The organism is Ruegeria sp. AB11 (assembly GCF_056536325.1).
The window spans coordinates 607385-623269 of sequence record NZ_JBQFJO010000001.1 but is presented as its reverse complement, the minus strand read 5'-3'; the positions used below and the strand labels follow the sequence as shown (position 1 = coordinate 623269).

The 15885-nt window shown below is 56.4% G+C and carries 16 protein-coding genes; 14 read left to right on the top strand and 2 right to left on the bottom strand.

The genetic code is table 11. From position 1 onward, the window contains the following. Nucleotides 1–51: 51 nt before the first annotated feature. The 3 genes from rsfS to ACR3EJ_RS03275 are packed head-to-tail and all read left to right on the top strand — an operon-like array spanning nucleotide 52 to nucleotide 1413. Nucleotides 52–411, top strand: coding sequence for a ribosome silencing factor (gene rsfS, locus ACR3EJ_RS03285; RefSeq protein WP_039541351.1), 360 nt, complete (start codon nucleotides 52–54; stop codon nucleotides 409–411). A gap of 44 nt (nucleotides 412–455) precedes the next feature. Further along, entirely contained in the window at nucleotides 456–926 is a 471-nt protein-coding gene (gene rlmH, locus ACR3EJ_RS03280; RefSeq protein WP_170546808.1) for a 23S rRNA (pseudouridine(1915)-N(3))-methyltransferase RlmH, read from the top strand. A gap of 1 nt (nucleotide 927) precedes the next feature. After that, complete coding sequence (locus ACR3EJ_RS03275) at nucleotides 928–1413, top strand: flavodoxin family protein (protein ID WP_170546805.1); 486 nt, start codon at nucleotides 928–930, stop codon at nucleotides 1411–1413. A gap of 3 nt (nucleotides 1414–1416) precedes the next feature. On the opposite strand, the gene ACR3EJ_RS03270 is transcribed toward ACR3EJ_RS03275, so the two are convergent. Further along, nucleotides 1417–1764 (bottom strand): hypothetical protein, encoded by a 348-nt coding sequence (locus ACR3EJ_RS03270; RefSeq protein WP_170546801.1) that lies wholly within the window; start codon nucleotides 1762–1764, stop codon nucleotides 1417–1419. Nucleotides 1765–1799: 35 nt separating this feature from the next. Then, a complete protein-coding gene (locus ACR3EJ_RS03265) occupies nucleotides 1800–2510 on the bottom strand; it encodes a DUF599 domain-containing protein (RefSeq protein WP_170546798.1) in 711 nt (236 codons plus the stop codon). An 80-nt stretch (nucleotides 2511–2590) separates the two neighbouring features. Between ACR3EJ_RS03265 and ACR3EJ_RS03260 the strand changes: the two genes are divergently transcribed. The 11 genes from ACR3EJ_RS03260 to ACR3EJ_RS03210 all read left to right on the top strand — a co-directional run bounded on the left by ACR3EJ_RS03260 (nucleotide 2591) and on the right by ACR3EJ_RS03210 (nucleotide 15885). Next, nucleotides 2591–4030, top strand: a complete 1440-nt coding sequence (locus ACR3EJ_RS03260) for an FAD-linked oxidase C-terminal domain-containing protein (RefSeq protein WP_170546794.1) — start codon at nucleotides 2591–2593, stop codon at nucleotides 4028–4030. 45 nt (nucleotides 4031–4075) lie between these two features. After that, a complete protein-coding gene (locus tag ACR3EJ_RS03255) occupies nucleotides 4076–5170 on the top strand; it encodes an FAD-binding protein (protein WP_170546791.1) in 1095 nt (364 codons plus the stop codon). A gap of 3 nt (nucleotides 5171–5173) precedes the next feature. After that, nucleotides 5174–6487, top strand: a complete 1314-nt coding sequence (gene glcF / locus ACR3EJ_RS03250) for a glycolate oxidase subunit GlcF (RefSeq protein ID WP_170546788.1) — start codon at nucleotides 5174–5176, stop codon at nucleotides 6485–6487. A 117-nt stretch (nucleotides 6488–6604) separates the two neighbouring features. Beyond that, the gene (locus ACR3EJ_RS03245; protein ID WP_170546783.1) at nucleotides 6605–7390 is read left to right on the top strand and encodes a trypsin-like peptidase domain-containing protein; all 786 of its coding nucleotides are present in this window, start codon (nucleotides 6605–6607) and stop codon (nucleotides 7388–7390) included. Beyond that, nucleotides 7387–8205: a trypsin-like serine protease gene (locus tag ACR3EJ_RS03240; protein WP_170546780.1), complete on the top strand. Its 819-nt coding sequence runs from the start codon at nucleotides 7387–7389 to the stop codon at nucleotides 8203–8205. The genes ACR3EJ_RS03245 and ACR3EJ_RS03240 overlap by 4 nt, the downstream gene beginning before the upstream one ends. Before the next feature lie 121 nt (nucleotides 8206–8326). After that, nucleotides 8327–8794: an Hsp20 family protein gene (locus ACR3EJ_RS03235; RefSeq protein ID WP_170546777.1), complete on the top strand. Its 468-nt coding sequence runs from the start codon at nucleotides 8327–8329 to the stop codon at nucleotides 8792–8794. Nucleotides 8795–9095: 301 nt separating this feature from the next. Continuing rightward, nucleotides 9096–10175 carry a coiled-coil domain-containing protein gene (locus tag ACR3EJ_RS03230; protein ID WP_170546775.1) on the top strand — a complete coding sequence of 360 codons (1080 nt, stop codon included), beginning with the start codon at nucleotides 9096–9098 and terminating at the stop codon, nucleotides 10173–10175. A gap of 297 nt (nucleotides 10176–10472) precedes the next feature. Further along, nucleotides 10473–11591, top strand: a complete 1119-nt coding sequence (locus ACR3EJ_RS03225; RefSeq protein ID WP_170546772.1) for a hypothetical protein — start codon at nucleotides 10473–10475, stop codon at nucleotides 11589–11591. A 75-nt stretch (nucleotides 11592–11666) separates the two neighbouring features. Next, nucleotides 11667–13604, top strand: coding sequence for an ATP-binding protein (locus ACR3EJ_RS03220; protein WP_170546768.1), 1938 nt, complete (start codon nucleotides 11667–11669; stop codon nucleotides 13602–13604). After that, nucleotides 13597–14517, top strand: a complete 921-nt coding sequence (locus ACR3EJ_RS03215) for a restriction endonuclease (RefSeq protein WP_480422647.1) — start codon at nucleotides 13597–13599, stop codon at nucleotides 14515–14517. The genes ACR3EJ_RS03220 and ACR3EJ_RS03215 overlap by 8 nt, the downstream gene beginning before the upstream one ends. A gap of 30 nt (nucleotides 14518–14547) precedes the next feature. After that, on the top strand, nucleotides 14548–15885 hold the full coding sequence (locus ACR3EJ_RS03210) for a DUF6638 family protein (protein ID WP_170546765.1): 1338 nt from the start codon (nucleotides 14548–14550) through the stop codon (nucleotides 15883–15885).

Genomic DNA, 15885 nt, shown 5'->3' with positions numbered 1-15885 from the left:
CTGTCTCTACATACACAGGCGGGTTTGCCCGCCGATGATGGGGCCAAAGTAATGGCCCACTCTCAGTCAATCAGCGATAAGCTGCTTGAACGTATCCTTTCCTCACTTTCCGATGACAAGGCCGAAGACGTCGTGCAGATCAACCTGCAAGGTAAGTCTTCTGTCGCGGATCACATGGTGATTGCCTCGGGTCGGTCCACCCGTCAGGTCTCTGCCATGGCGGAAAAGCTGACGGATCGCATCAAGCAGGAATTCGGTTTCACCTCGAAGGTCGAAGGCAAGGATGCCGGCGACTGGGTGCTGATCGATACGGGCGACGTGGTCGTTCATATCTTCCGCCCCGAAGTGCGTGAATTCTACCAGCTGGAAAAGATGTGGCTGCCTCAGGGCGGCAGCGCCTCGGCGAATTGAGGCGCCATCCCGGCCCGTATTGAGGGGTCGGAGGCGAGAGAGACATGCGTATCAGCATCGTTGCGGTCGGGCGATTGCGCGCCGGACCGGAGAAATCCCTGCTTGATGATTACCTGATTCGTTTCGACCGAACCGGCCGTGCGCTGGGTTTTGGTCCCGTGCGGGTGATCGAGGTCGAAGACAAGAAAAACGCGGGCATGGGGGCCGAGGCCGCGCTGCTGCGGAAAGCTCTGCCCAAGGGCGCGGTGATCTGTACGCTGGATGAGCGCGGACGGGTGATATCCTCACCTGATTTCGCAAAAAAACTGGGTGGATGGCGCGATGCGGGCCGACAGGATCTGGCGCTGATCATCGGCGGAGCGGACGGAATAGACCCTAATCTGCGGGCCGAGGCCGATTTTTCCCTGTCCTTTGGGTCAATGGTCTGGCCCCATATGCTGGTCCGTGTGATGCTGGCTGAGCAACTCTACCGGGCCGCAACCATCCTGTCGGGCGGTCCTTATCACAGGGTCTGATATGGCGCAGCTTTTGATCGTCCACCATTCGCGCACCGGCGGTGCCCGGCAGATGGCCGAAGCCGCTGCCGATGCAGCGCGAGGCGAGGCGAACACCATCCTGAAATCCGCCGATCAGGCCGGGCCAGACGACCTGCTGGCCTCTGATGGATACATCTTCTGCGCGCCCGAGAACCTGGCTGCGATTTCGGGTCTGATGAAAGAGTTTTTCGACCGCTGTTACTATCCGGTGCTGGGGAGGATCGAAGGTCGACCCTATGCGCAGATGGTCTGCGCCGGATCAGATGGTGAAAATGCCGCGCGACAGATGGCACGGATCGCAACGGGGTGGCGGTTGAAAGAGGTGCAACCGCCTCTGATCATCTGCACTCATGCGCAAACGCCCGAGGCAATCCTGGCTGAGAAGATCATTCCTCAAGACCAACTGAATAACTGTCGCGAAATTGGTGCGGCCCTGGCGGCAGGTCTCAGCCTCGGGGTGTTCTGAAGGTCAGTTCAGATCGACCACTGTCGTGTTTTCGCTCCAACCACCGACATTGTCGCGCGCCTGAATTTGCACCTGCGTGGTCCCGTCCGGGATCATCACCCCGCCCAAAGACCGGGTAAAGGGTTGCTCGTCAACATGAGGGTGGTGCAGCACGCGCATCCCCAGTTCGTTTCCCTGCATATCCAGAACTCGCCAGCCGTCGGCATAATCATCCCATCCGGTATCGGGATGACGGATCGTGACATCGAATCGCCAGGTATCACCGTTCGAACGGGCCGAGACCTGTTCGATCGTCGGAGAGTCAGCGAAGGCGGGGCTGGCCAGTAAGGCGCTGAGAATCAGATATCGCATAGGGTCAAACTATGCGCTCGGGCGCGGCATTGCGATCACGACTCTGTGTTTGGTGGCGCTTTCATCATGACGGTTCGCGAATGCGAGGCGAACTCGCGACGATAGAGGACGCCAAATGTAACGGCTGAGCTCAGTATTAATGCCATTGGTCCCAAAATCCAGGCAATGGATGCCAACGCAAAGTAGGTTGCCCGCAACGCGCGATTGAAACTGCGCGCCGCCGTGATGCAGATATCGCCCGCCTGAGCGGCACGGGCATAGGCCTGCGGATGATCAGGGTCGTTTGGAACCGCGGCCATCAGGATGGCGCAATATCCAAACAAACGATGCGACCAGACAAATTTCAGAAATGCGTTCGACAGAAAAAGAAGAATAATCAGTATTTTGACTTCCCACACCATTGCGGGCGCACGGCCAATGGCAAGGTCTTCGGCAACTCCGGCCAAGCGCTCGGTATTACCAAGCAGCGCCAAGCCACCGCCAATTGCAATCATGATCGTTGACGCAAAGAACGTACTGCCCTGACGCATGGCCGAGATCACCTGTGCATCGAACACACGTGGCTGGCGCGTCACCATCTCTCGCATCCAGACCTTGCGGAAATCATCCATCATCAACGATACCGACGGTTTCTGAGAGGATGGATTCTCGATCCTCCACCCAATTCCCAGCCAAGCTGCAAACAGAAGCAGTACGGCAACGTAGTCTAACGGAGAGAACAGCAATGCGCGGTCGATCCAGGTCATGCCGCGACACTATTGCTGGATTCAGAAACTTGCCAGCCGCTAAAATTGGTAATATAATTTTACCAAATGGAGGGTCAGCGATGGAAATGCCCAAGCCAAATCCGGATGTCATGGCGCGTAAGCAAGCTTTGGTTGCGCGTTTGCAGCAGGTCCTGCCGGGGGATGCCGTCATCCACGATGTGGCCGAAACACGTGCATATGAGTGTGATGCGTTGACCGCTTACAAATGTCCGCCCTTGTTGGCGGTACTGCCGTCGACAACACAGCAGGTTTCCGATGTTTTGCGCATTTGCCACGAACTGAGTGTGCCCGTGGTGCCGCGCGGTGCGGGGACCTCGTTGGCCGGCGGTGCTTTGCCGACAGCGGATTGCGTGATCCTAGGCGTTGCTCGGATGAATGAAGTGTTGGAGGTCGACTACGACAATCGGTTTATCAAGGTGCAGACCGGCCGAACCAATTTGAGTGTGACCGGAGCCGTTGAAGAAGAGGATTTCTTCTACGCCCCTGATCCTTCGTCCCAACTTGCCTGCGCCATCGCCGGGAATATCGCGATGAATTCGGGCGGAGCACATTGTCTGAAATATGGCGTGACGACCAACAACCTGATGGGCGTCACCATGGTGATGATGGATGGCAGTGTGGTCGAAATTGGAGGCGCGTATCTGGATGCTGGTGGGTTGGACCTGCTGGGTGTGATTTGCGGATCCGAAGGGCAGCTGGGCGTGGTGACTGAAGCAACGCTGCGGATCTTGCGCAAACCCGAAGGGGCACGACCCGTTCTGATGGGGTTCGATGACAATGAAGTTGCGGGCCAGTGTGTCTCTGACATTATCAAATCGGGCATTCTACCCGTCGCAATCGAGTTTATGGACCGCCTGTGTATCAGAGCCTGCGAGAATTTCGCCCATGCTGGCTATCCCGATTGTGAGGCGTTGCTGATCGTCGAGGTTGAAGGGTCAGAGGCTGAGATCGACAGCCAGCTTTCGAAGATCATCGAGATTGCCAAACGCCACAATCCCGTTGAGCTGCGCGAAAGCAAATCCGCTGATGAAAGCGCGCGTATCTGGCTGGGGCGGAAATCGGCCTTTGGTGCGATGGGGCAGATCAACGATTATATGTGTCTTGATGGGACGATCCCGGTCTCATCGCTGCCCTTTGTGCTTCGCCGCATCGGAGAGTTGAGCAAGGACTACGGCCTACCTGTTGGCAACGTGTTTCATGCCGGTGACGGGAACATGCACCCTTTGATCCTTTTCGACGCCAACAAACCGGGTGATCTTGAGAAATGCGAGGCGTTCGGGGCGGACATCCTGAAGCTTTGCGTCGATGCCGGCGGCTGCCTGACGGGGGAGCATGGGGTTGGCATCGAAAAGCGAGATCTGATGACTCATCAATATGCGGCTCAGGATCTTGAGGCACAGATGGCTGTGAAAGATGTGTTTGATCCCAACTGGCTGCTGAATCCAGCCAAAGTGTTCCCGTTGGCGGCGTCAGCAGGGCGCAGGATGGCGGCGGAATAGGGGCTTTGCCCTCACCCTCAAGAAATTTGTGAAAAGATGAACGCAATGAGACCTGAAACCGAGGCTGAACTTGCAGAAACCGTTGCTGGGCTTAACGGACCCGTATGTATTGCGGGCGGTGGCACACGCGGCGTTGTCGGTGCGGAACCGGAGCTGAGCACCGCTGGACTGAGCGGGATTACTCTCTATGAACCCGGAGCGCTGACTCTGGTCGCACGTGCGGGAACTCCTATTGCTGAAATTGAGGCGGCTCTGGATGGCGAGGGTCAGCAATTGGCATTCGAGCCAATGGATCACCGCGGTTTGTTGGGCACGACTGGTGAACCGACGATTGGTGGCGTTGTTGCAGCCAACATCTCGGGGTCTCGCAGAATTCAGGCCGGGGCCTGCCGGGATTTCCTGCTCGGCGTCCGTTATGTCGATGGCCTTGGGCAAGTCATCAAAAATGGTGGACGGGTGATGAAAAATGTTACCGGCTACGATTTGGTGAAACTGATGGCCGGGTCATGGGGCACATTAGGGGTTTTGTCAGAAGTCTCGCTGAAGGTTTTGCCCAAGCCAGAGACTCAGGCCACCTTGGCTGTCAGTGCCAATGATGTAGGAAACGCAGTTGATCTTATGTCGACTGCCCTGAGATCCCCATACGAAGTGAGCGGCGCGGCGTATGACCCGCAGAATAGACAGGCGTTTTTGAGGATCGAGGGATTTGCCGACTCGGTCGCTTATCGGGCTAGTCGATTGAGCGAAACCCTTGGCAACGAATGCGACGAGTTGGAGGAGTCGCGCAAGCGGTGGGCTGATCTGCGCGATGTGCGTGCGTTCCATGATCTAGAAGGCGATGTCTGGCGCTTGTCGGTGAAACCCGGCGATGCCCCGGTCATTGCGGACCGGATCGAACCAGGAAGAACCTTGCTTGATTGGGGTGGTGGTTTGATATGGGCGCTGGTGCCAAAGGGCACGGATTTGCGTGCGCGCTTGGGGGCCTTCGAGGGCCATGCGAGCCTTGTACGTGCAGATGCCCATACGATGGACGAATTTGGTCGGTTTCAACCAGAGAACCATCAGGTAAAGGCTCTAACAAAGGCAATTCGGCTGAAATTCGATCCGCGTAGCGTGTTCAATCCGGGTCTTATGGGGTAGGCGATGCAGACGACATTTACCGAAAAGCAGCTGCAGGACCCCGCGATTGAGCGGTCCAATGAAATTCTGCGGAACTGCGTTCATTGTGGTTTCTGTACTGCAACTTGCCCCACTTATCAGGTTCTTGGTGATGAGTTGGACAGTCCTCGCGGACGCATCTATCTGATCAAGGATATGTTGGAGAATGAACGTGTCCCGGACGAAAAGACCGTCAAGCACATCGACCGCTGCTTATCCTGCCTCGCCTGTATGACCACATGTCCCTCGGGTGTGCACTATATGCATCTGGTCGATCACGCGCGGGAATACATCGAAGACAATTACAAACGTCCATTCTCGGATCAGGCACTGCGTTGGATACTGGCCAAAATCTTACCTTATCCTATGCGCTTTCGATGGGCGCTGATTGGTGCAAAGCTGGGCCGCCCGTTCCGGTTTTTGATGCCGGATGCGCGCCTGAAAGCGATGCTGGATATGGCACCCAAGCATATTCCACCGGTTAGTCGCAATGATGACCCCCAGAGTTTTGCACCAAAAGGTTCAAGAACCAAACGTGTGGCGTTGATGACAGGGTGCGCGCAAAAAGCGCTGAATACAGACATCAACGACGCCACGATTCGTCTGCTGACACGCTTGGGATGTGAAGTTGTGGTTGCCGAAGGGGCAGGGTGTTGTGGAGCGTTAACTCATCACATGGGCAAAACGGGCGAAAGCCACGCTTCTGCCGCCACCAACATCCGGGCCTGGTCGCACGAAATGGATGGCGATGGCTTAGATGCGATTGTCATCAATACATCGGGCTGTGGGACTACGGTGAAGGACTATGGTCACATGTTCCGCAACGACCCACTTGCTGCAGATGCCGCGCGGGTGTCGGCGTTGGCGATGGATATCAGCGAACTGTTGGTTCAGTTGGAGCTGCCACTCAGTGACAAAAAAGAACTGGTCGTTGCCTACCATGCAGCATGTTCACTGCAGCATGGCCAAAAGGTTACTACTCACCCCAAAAATCTGTTGAAATCCGCTGGATTCACTGTGTTAGAGCCTACTAATAGTCATTTATGCTGCGGCAGCGCCGGAACCTATAACCTTATGCAGCCTGAAATTTCCAGTCAGCTAAAACAGCGCAAAGTTAACTCGCTTGAGGCCAGAAATCCCGATGTGATCGCAGCAGGAAACATAGGGTGCATGATGCAGATCGGGTCCGGAACCGACACGCCCGTTGTCCATACCGTCGAACTGCTGGATTGGGCCACAGGAGGGCCCAAACCGCGCGCGCTGCACTGTGATACCAGCGGCATACCGCAATTACGTTAGCCAATTGCTGCAAGCGGGCATCAGATCAGAGCGAATCCAGGACGGACCGCATTTGCCCTATTTTCGCCGTACCCACAGCATACGACTGTTGATCGGACCACTTGACCGGAGACCTGTGTGCGCAACTGGATCACGGCTATTACGCTTAGCTTGCTGCCTTTGGCCGGGCAGGCGCAGGATTCAGGGCTTAAAAGCCTTGATACCACTGACGCTGGGCGAGAATGGATGGCGGTTGGCCGGCTGGATATTGATGGAACCGGGTTCTGCACCGGATCGCTCATATCTCCAACGCTGGTTCTGACCGCAGCGCATTGCCTGTTCGATAAAGTGACGAAACAGCGAATTGATCCTGCGCGGATCGAGTTTCTGGCGGGTTGGCGTCTTGGGCATGCGTCGGCCTATCGACCGGCACGGCGCACGGTGGTGCATCCGGAATATAAATATGTCGGTGATTTATCGGCGACACGCGTACGTCACGATATCGCATTGATCGAGCTCTGGCAGCCGATCCGAAACACATCGGTCATACCTTTTGAAACCGGACACCGCCCAACGCGCGGTGAAGAGGTCGGTGTTGTCTCTTACGCCCATGACCGGGCCGAAGCACCGTCTCTTCAAGAGGTGTGTTCAGTCATCGGCCGTCAGGCGGGCATCCTGATCATGTCTTGTGACGTGGATTTCGGAGCGTCCGGTGCGCCGATTTTTTCGTTTGAGGGTGAACGCCCTCGCATCGTTTCAGTCGTCGCCGCCAAAGCTGAAATGCAGGGTCAACGCGTTGCGCTGGGCACCGACATGAACGAATCTCTGGAATTGTTGCAGGCCGAACTTTCCCAAGGGCGAGGCATGAACGCGTCTCTGGGCAACAACACCAAACATCTTGGAGCAAAATTCGTTAAGCCATGATCCGGTTATTATTCAAAATTATTTTATGTTTTTCTGTTCTTACAACCACATCGCAGGCCCAAACAGGAAACAAGCGCCGTCTGACGGACCGGGATGATCTGTACGGATGGGAAGCGGTTGGCCGACTGGATTTTGGCGATAAGGGTTTTTGCACGGGCACCTTGATTGCTCAGGATATCGTATTGACGGCCGCCCACTGCGCGCTGGACAAGGCGACTGGTAAACCATACGCCCCTGGCGAAGTGACATTTCGCGCCGGGCTAAGCGATGGCGAAGCGCTGGCCGAGCGGAAGGTTATCCAGATCGCCGCGCACCCGGATTTTGTCGCGAACGCCCCTGTCTCGGCCCCTCGGGTTCGGGTTGATGTGGCTCTAATGCGGCTGGAAGATCCGATTCCCTACTCTATTGCTGATCCGTTTGCCCTTCACAGTGGCCGCGTAACCGACAATGAAATCAGCGTCGCATCTTATGGGCGCGGCAGGGAAGACGCGATCCTGCGGCAGCGATCCTGTCACATTCTTCAGCGTGGACAGGGCCTGATCGTCTTTAACTGCGACGTCACATTTGGATCGTCTGGCTCGGCCATTCTGGCAAAGAAGGGGCCGCGCTGGCAGATATTGTCGGTTGCCTCGGCAATTTCAACGAATGGAGGTCAGAAAGTCGGTTACGGAATGGAGTTGTCGGGAATCGTTTCAGAATTGAAGGCGATCCTGCGCCGTGATGCACCCCGGCCAACGGCCACGATCCGCAGATTGCAGCCCGGATCAGACAAATCCAGCTCGGGTGCCAAATTCATCAGCGCCGGCGGGTCTTGAACCCGAACCAACCGCTTCCCATCTGAATTTTACCGGATCGCCACGATTGGGGTCCGGGAAACTCACCGCCCGTCCATACCGGAGGGCAAATTCGTAAATCGCTCAATGATGAGGATACGACATGCGTACATTTGACTTTGCACCGCTTCACCGCGCCACTATCGGTTTCGATCAGATCGCAGACATGATGGACCGGGTTCTGACCAACGATGTGGCTCAGCCCAGCTATCCCCCTTACAACATTGAAAAGACCGATGCCGACACCTATCGCATCTCGGTCGCTGTTGCCGGATTCTCTGAGGCTGATCTGTCAGTTGAAATAAAAGAAAACTCGTTGGTTGTCTCTGGCAAAAAATCCGCCGAAGACAAGGATCGCAGCTACCTGCATCGTGGCATCGCGACCCGCGCATTCGAGCGCCGCTTCGCCCTGGCCGACCACGTTCGCGTCACCGGTGCGAGCCATGAAAACGGCATGCTGAACATCGACCTGAAGCGCGAAGTGCCCGAAGCACTTAAGCCGCGCCGGATCGAGATCTCTTCAGCTAGTGCGATCGAAAAGGATGTGGTTGACGCAAAAGCCGTGAACTGACGCCTTTGATCACGTCGCGATAATCTTCTCCTCTCTGGGTTATCGCAATACACGCCCCGCGTTCCTCCAGACGCGGGGCGTTGTCGTTCTGGGGTACAATTGTTGCTTTTGTTCCCGTCTCAACCCTGATGCGTTGCACCAGAAGCGCGCCTTAGGCTTTCCGTTCGTCTTAGGGTTGTCCCACCTATCTTTTAATGTCCGAGTTTGCGAAACTCTGCGGGATTTTACCGCTTGTGGGGATGTAAATCTGTGTAACATCCCCTATCTTATTGGGTAGATAAGAAAAAAAGGAATAGGACAGATGTCGAACCAGCAGTTTGAAGCGTTGATTCAGGAAACTCAGGCCAAAGTGCGCGAAAGTCAGTCGCAGATCGAAAGGTTGACTTCGCGGATCGAAGCGGCTCGGGCCAAGATTGGCACCGCCGAGGCGGATATCGACATCGAAAATGCCACGCTCGAGGATGTGCACGCCCATACCGAGGTCATGAACGCCAATATTGCCGAGCTGATCATGGGTTTGGATGATGTCACCAACGCGTTCTCCAAGGATTTCGATGAGATGCGCTCGAAAACCGGATGGGAGTCGTTTGTTGGCATATTCGCCAAGGCCAAATCCGAGTCGATGCGCCAGGAGCGAATGCGCACCGCCAATATCGACGACAAGCTGCAAGACCTGATCGCCAAATCCGACGTGATCGTGAAGCTGCTGGAAGGGCAATTGTCGGTGCTGGAAGAGCAACGTGTGAAGGTTGAGGACAACCTGACCGTCACTTTGGATGACCGCGAGGCGACGGTGGCCGAACTGGAAGCCTTGCGGGCCGAGATCCAAGGTATGGATCCGACGATCATCACGTTGGAAAACAAGATCAGCGTCGAACAGGACGCCGCCGCGCGGACCCAGCTGGAAACCGAGCTGGCCGAGTTGAACAAGCAATACAACGCCAAGGTTCAGGAAGAGCAAGTCAAGCTGGCCAAAAGCCAAACGCTGGAGCGCTATATCGAAAAGGGCAAGACTTGGGTCGATTCCCTGCAGAACCAGGCGGCGACGCAGATGGTGCTGATCAACAAGCTGCAGACAGACACGCAGCAGCGCGTGGTGCTGTATGACGCTCTGACCAAATCGCTGAAAACCGCACAGCAGCAGGACGTCGCCCACCGCATCAACGAGATCGGCGTGCAGACCGACCAGGAGGCGCAAACCGCCATGGCCGCCATCGGCACCGCGACCAACCAGAAGATGGCCGACATGCTTGAGGCGCATGAGGATCACATGGTCTTTGCCCGCGACGTGCTGGAGAAAAAGGCCAAGGCGGATGAACGCTTTGCCCGCCGGTTTGCCTCGATTGTCGAGAAACATGATAAGAATTTGTATGGTGGGTAATGCTCAAAAGCCCTCTCGTCAGATTTGTGTGCGTTTCGCTGGCAATGGCTGTGTCACTATATTTGGCATACTTGGCCATTGAGAATTCTGTATTCTCATCTGAAGGACCAATCCTCGTTCTTTGGTTTTTCTTGGCTGCTCTATGGACTGTTGGGTTCGCCTACCTGTGCGTACGGTATTGGGTGGCAAACATCTGGCTGTTGGCGCTTTGCGTGAAAGGCTTTGGGAAACTCGGATCGGCTTTTTCTCAAACCCACCTATACGTTGTGGGTTTCACAAGCCTTAGAAAAAGAAAAAATGACTAACCCCACCCAAGACCATGTCGGCCTGACCGACACCTTCGCCTCGCGTCGCTATTTCCGCAAATTCGAGGTGATCACCGTCCACCTCCTGCGCGTGGCCGCGACGATGGAGGCGGACGGCGCGATCAGCAAGCAGGAGGTGCGGATCGTGTCGCGGTATCTCTCGGGGTTGCTCTACACCTTCCGCGCACTGTCCATGAAATACCTGCTGGTCGGGCGCGATACGGGGCGGTTTTTTGGCAGCCTCGCCATGGACAAGCGCGACAGCGGGTTTCCGGTGGCGGCCGAGCTGCTGACCATGGCCAATGACGCGCAACAGGCGCAGGTGCATCTGGCGAACATGCCCTCGGAAGATGATCTGAAAACCGACATGGTGCGGACGATCATTGGCGATCAGGAAATCCCCACTAAGCTGCAATTCGCGCTGTCCCAAAGACTCTATTACGAGGAATTGCTGAAAGGTCAGCTGTTTTGGGCCCGCAACGATCCCGAGTGTCACTGGATCGGGAATGAGGGCGACCGGCGCAATTTCCTGATCCATTGGGCGGTCTATGACAGCCAGATCAACCTGCCGGTCATCTACCTGATGCAGTTGGAGGATAGTGGCAAAACTGCCCTACCCAAAGATCAACGCCGCTGGCCTGAGGTGCAGGCGCATCTGATGGCGCAATCCTTAGGCGGGCTAAAACTGGTGACCATCGCCAAGGGGTTCGATCAGGATTTCGACGACCTGCATCCCAAGCATCTGCGCCGTGTTCATGTGGGGCCGATGTATTCCTCGGCCTATACCGAACAATCCGGCCCGCTGCGGCAGGTGCTTGAGGACGCGCAGTCTCCGCAAGGTCAGGACTGGGCGCTGGCCTGGACCACTGAAGAGCTGGAAAGCGAAGAGGTGATCGAGGAACGTGCCGGCTGGTTCTCGACCGTTGAGCGCGAGGTTTTTGCGCTGGACCCGTTCGGCGGGCAGGGGGCTGAGACCGGCGCCACACGCACCCAACGCTCGATCATTCTACCCCAGCGCCCCTTTCAGGTGCTGGCCGAACGCAACCCGCCCGGATTCGCCGATGTGCGCAAGTTCGTGGTCAGCAAGGCCGGGCAGGTGTTGAGGTATTGAGACAAGTGGCGGGTTGAAGCCCGCCCTACAGAATTTGAGTAGGCCGGGCTTCAGCCCGGCATTGCGAGGAAAAAGATGAGTTTGACGTCAGATCAGATGGAATTGCGAGAAGATGATATTCGCAAGCATTACGCAGCAGCGACCGCATTGTTGAACGGGTTCGAGCATGCGCCGCGTATCGCCAAACCTGCTGAGGCTGCCGTAGTACGGTCTCCAGGTGTTTCGACGGGGCGTCGATTCCGGTCTACGACACCGGGGCTGGTGACCCGACGCACAGTGCGCGCTGACGGGGTGCATCTGGTCGAGCGGATTGAGGCGTCTGATGACGGCGATACGCTGGTCTCGCCTCCACAGGCGACTGCGCAGCAGGCGATCCGGCGCGCGATTGCAATCGCTTTGGCCGTGGCCGAGGCCTATGCAGAACAGACCCCGTTGGCCGATCTGAAACGCGCGAACCTTGCCGGGGATTTGCCAGCCGCCCGTAAGACGGAATTCTCGGAGCTACTGACGGCAGAGGCTTTGATCACTTCCCATACGTTCGGCAACGCGCTGGCCTATCTGATGTCCTCTCATCTGGGCGAGACCACCGTCGACATCATTGAGATCGAAGAGGTTCTGACAGACAACGGCCAACTCGCTCTGCACGGCGCGCTTTGGGAGTTGGACCAGACCCTCGCTAAACACGCGCCCGACGATGCTCATCTGATCGCTGCGACCAGCGCCTATGCCGAACAACTGATGGAGAAAGCCGCCCTGCGCGCCCAGTCCGCAGGCCATCTGGCGCCATTCCAAAACGCCGCCTGGCATATCGAAGCTGACGACCTGACGATCCGGGGCTTTGAACCCGCATCCAAAGCCAAATCCACCACCCTGACCATGACGTTCAAGAAACCGAACGAAGTGGTTGGCAACCATATCGCCAAATATCAGGCGATGAAGCTGGCCAAGATGGTGATGGCCTATGACTTCGACCGCCGCCTGAACCCGTTTGCCGAACTTGGCGGGTTCATCTTCACCTTCATGGGCGACGGCAAACCGGGTACCGGCAAGACCACCCTGATCCAGATGATGGCCGGGCTGATCAACGACTATTGCCAGAACGCGGGCTATCCGTTCCGCTATCAGAACCTGAGCACCGACAATATCGACAGCTATCAAGGCAAATCCGGTCAGAATGCCAAGGCCTTTATCAACACGATCATCGACCCCTCGGTTATCGGCTTCGGCACTATCGACGATATCGACCAGTTGGCGGGCAAACGCGGTGACCGGCAGTCGTCAGCCGGGCAGTTGGAAATCACCGCCGTGCTGATGGAGAGCTTTGCAGGCGCCAACACCGTCGTGCGCGGCAACTGCACCTTTGGTATGTTCTCGAACTACCCCGAGAACGTGGACGACGCCCTGCGCCAGCGGGCGGGCGCACGCTTCCTGGTGGACGGGCCGCAGACGCGTGAGGATTACATCGACATCCTGCACCTGCTGATGGGCCGCAACCACGACATTCCGCTGGGCGAGCACGAAGCCTATGCCGCGCAGGAGATCAAAAAAGCCGTCGCCGCCAGTTTCGAAAGCCACTCCCGCCCGCATGAGGATGCTCTGCTGCAGGTCTATGACCGCGTCTCCGGCGAGATCGGCCAGATGGGCACGATTGCCAAACTGGGCACCTATCTCAAGGCGATCCAACAGGCCGATGAGCGCTTTACCGGTCGCGCGATCAAGAACATTACCGACGCGGTCAAGGTCCGCGCGATGGATTTCGAACTGCCGGACGAGTGGATGGAGAACCCCGACCTGTTCCTGTTCCGCGATTACGACACCAAGAAGGCCATGATCGCGGACCTGCGCCAGCCAATCACGGTCGAGATGGTGATGCAAGAAATCAACCGCTACGCCGACAGCGAGTTCCGTTATGCCGACAAGAGCGACGAGGTCGCCATCGAAAACGCCGTCCGCGAGATGGGCCGGATGGAAGAGGCCAAGCGGCGGTATTTAAAAGGAAAGAACTTTGACTAGAAGATTTGTTATTGAAGCAGAAGGCTACCCGGAAATGCCTGGCATGATGCTGGTAACCGTCGAGGCTATGAAACAGGTAGGGGGCTCTGCAAGTATTTACGAACTTGACGAGAAGGTTGCGGAACTTGAAGGCGTTTCTGAGGAAGAACAATCCTTCATGATGACCGGAACTAACCAGGGCCAACCACGATTGAACTACTATCTGGCTTGGGCTCGAACCTTTTTGAAGAAGGGTGGTGCGCTCGAGAATTCCGCTCGTGGTATTTGGGCGTTAACTGAGTTCGGAAGCACCATAGATACAATTGACGATACTCAGCGAATAATCGACCAGGTTAACGAAGAAGAAAAAGCTAGAGCTCGCGAGCACCGGAAGAAGAAACAACAAAACGGGGATGAGCCCGAGTTGTTTTCACCTTCTGATCAGAGTGGCAATATCGAAGAGACGCCTGATACAGAGACGTGGAAATCAAGGTTACTTACCACTCTAAAACAAATGGACCCATACGCCTTCGAACGTTTAGCACAGCGCTTGCTTCGGGAAGCGGGGTTTACCAAAGTCGAAGTCCGTGGAAAATCCGGTGACGGTGGAATCGACGGTGTCGGCGTTCTTCGGGTGAACCTCGTTTCGTTCCAGGTGTTCTTTCAGTGCAAACGCTACAAAGGAAGTGTTGGGTCATCGGAAATTCGCGACTTTAGGGGGGCGATGATGGGGCGAGCAGACAAAGGATTGTTCATAACGACTGGAAATTTCACCGCGCAAGCTTCGGACGAAGCTACAAGGGATGGGGCTACCGCGATTGACCTAATTGATGGGGATCGCCTGTGTGATTTGCTCAAAGAAAATGACCTTGGGGTTGCGACAGAAATGATTGAGTCGGTCACAATAGATGAGAAGTTCTTTGCCAGCGTTTAGTATTAAATCAAAGGAAGGAAGGTCCGCTTAGTGATCCGCCTCATCGAAAAAGGCCTGATGTTTGGCAACCTCGTCCACATCTCCAGCCCGGCTCTGGTCGAGCGGTATAATCGCGCGTTGCAGCATCTGGCGGGCAAGACCACGGAACTGACGGATTTCCATGTCGATATCTCGGGCTATTCGCCTGAGGTGGGGATTGAGCTGGAGGACGAACTCTACCTCAACCCCAACGGGGTCAACCGGCAGTTCATCCTGCTGACGACCGAGCAGAAACGTGCGCCTTTGCTGAACGTCAAATTCTCGAACTCGCGCGATATTCTGCGCGAATTCATCGAGATGAACGAGGCACAGTTGTTTGCCCTGACAGCCACCGATGCGGTGGCCGGAGAGCTGGTGAATTCGGTCATCAAACTCACTACCCCGCGCGACCTGTTGAACTTAAGCAAGATCGAGATTGAGGCTGATACCGCAGGCGGCACCCTACGCAAGGCCCAGCAGCTAGCGGGCATGGTCGAACGCTTTAAAGCCGAAGAGGACGCCTGGTTCGACGACGTGCTGATCGCCAAGATGATCGAAACGGCCAAAGAAACCGGCGACGTTACCCGCAACCCCGTCCGCCTGCGCCATACGGCGTTCGAACAACGTAATTTCTGGACGGCACACTTTGGCGGGCTCTACCTGTTCCCGGATATGGATCACCCGGCGGCGATCTGTATGGGTGACAAGCCTGACGATCTGCCGATCAAATACACCTTTGGCCCATCGCAGCGAAACCAGATTGCAAAGTTTTTGGACTACAACGATCTGGTTGAACCGATTGTCAAAGCACGCGGCGTGGATGCTGCTGCGATACTGCAGCAGAAAATGGATTTTCTGACCATTGCTGCCGCCGCCGACGCGGATGTCGATCTGACCGGACTGGACCGCAGCGACATGCGCCGCCTCGCCCGCAATCACGCGGATCGCCTACCCGAAGCGTATCACGGCCTTGCGCAACTGCTGCGCTGGGCGACGGATGGCGGGCGTTGGCCGCGCATCACTTCGGACCATCCGGCCTATTTCTATACCTTGCGCGCAGCCGATACGCCGAACCGCGATCTGGTGAACATGCTGCTGGCAGAGCTTGCACCGCTGGACCCGCGCCAGCTGTTCATCTGCCACAAGGAGCTGTTCTATAAGACCTACTCGAACTGGCCCGAGGCCAAGAAAGCCTATGTTGCCGATTTCCTTGCGCGCGAGTATCAGGTGGACAAGGCTGGTGCCCGTGCGGCCTTGTTTGGCCATGAGCCGGACATGAGCGGTAGCGACCGGGTCAGCGAAGCGGTGATTGCGCGGGTTGGCCCCTGGGGCGCAGTCGGGAGGGATTGA

Excerpts from the sequence above, each read along its gene's own strand:
- rsfS (WP_039541351.1), top strand. The coding sequence starts at position 52 with ATGGCCCACTCTCAGTCAATCAGCGATAAGCTGCTTGAACGTATCCTT.
- rlmH (WP_170546808.1), top strand. The coding sequence starts at position 456 with ATGCGTATCAGCATCGTTGCGGTCGGGCGATTGCGCGCCGGACCGGAG.
- ACR3EJ_RS03275 (WP_170546805.1), top strand. The coding sequence starts at position 928 with ATGGCGCAGCTTTTGATCGTCCACCATTCGCGCACCGGCGGTGCCCGG.
- ACR3EJ_RS03270 (WP_170546801.1), bottom strand. The coding sequence starts at position 1,764 with ATGCGATATCTGATTCTCAGCGCCTTACTGGCCAGCCCCGCCTTCGCT.
- ACR3EJ_RS03265 (WP_170546798.1), bottom strand. The coding sequence starts at position 2,510 with ATGACCTGGATCGACCGCGCATTGCTGTTCTCTCCGTTAGACTACGTT.
- ACR3EJ_RS03260 (WP_170546794.1), top strand. The coding sequence starts at position 2,591 with ATGGAAATGCCCAAGCCAAATCCGGATGTCATGGCGCGTAAGCAAGCT.
- ACR3EJ_RS03255 (WP_170546791.1), top strand. The coding sequence starts at position 4,076 with ATGAGACCTGAAACCGAGGCTGAACTTGCAGAAACCGTTGCTGGGCTT.
- glcF (WP_170546788.1), top strand. The coding sequence starts at position 5,174 with ATGCAGACGACATTTACCGAAAAGCAGCTGCAGGACCCCGCGATTGAG.
- ACR3EJ_RS03240 (WP_170546780.1), top strand. The coding sequence starts at position 7,387 with ATGATCCGGTTATTATTCAAAATTATTTTATGTTTTTCTGTTCTTACA.
- ACR3EJ_RS03235 (WP_170546777.1), top strand. The coding sequence starts at position 8,327 with ATGCGTACATTTGACTTTGCACCGCTTCACCGCGCCACTATCGGTTTC.
- ACR3EJ_RS03230 (WP_170546775.1), top strand. The coding sequence starts at position 9,096 with ATGTCGAACCAGCAGTTTGAAGCGTTGATTCAGGAAACTCAGGCCAAA.
- ACR3EJ_RS03225 (WP_170546772.1), top strand. The coding sequence starts at position 10,473 with ATGACTAACCCCACCCAAGACCATGTCGGCCTGACCGACACCTTCGCC.
- ACR3EJ_RS03220 (WP_170546768.1), top strand. The coding sequence starts at position 11,667 with ATGAGTTTGACGTCAGATCAGATGGAATTGCGAGAAGATGATATTCGC.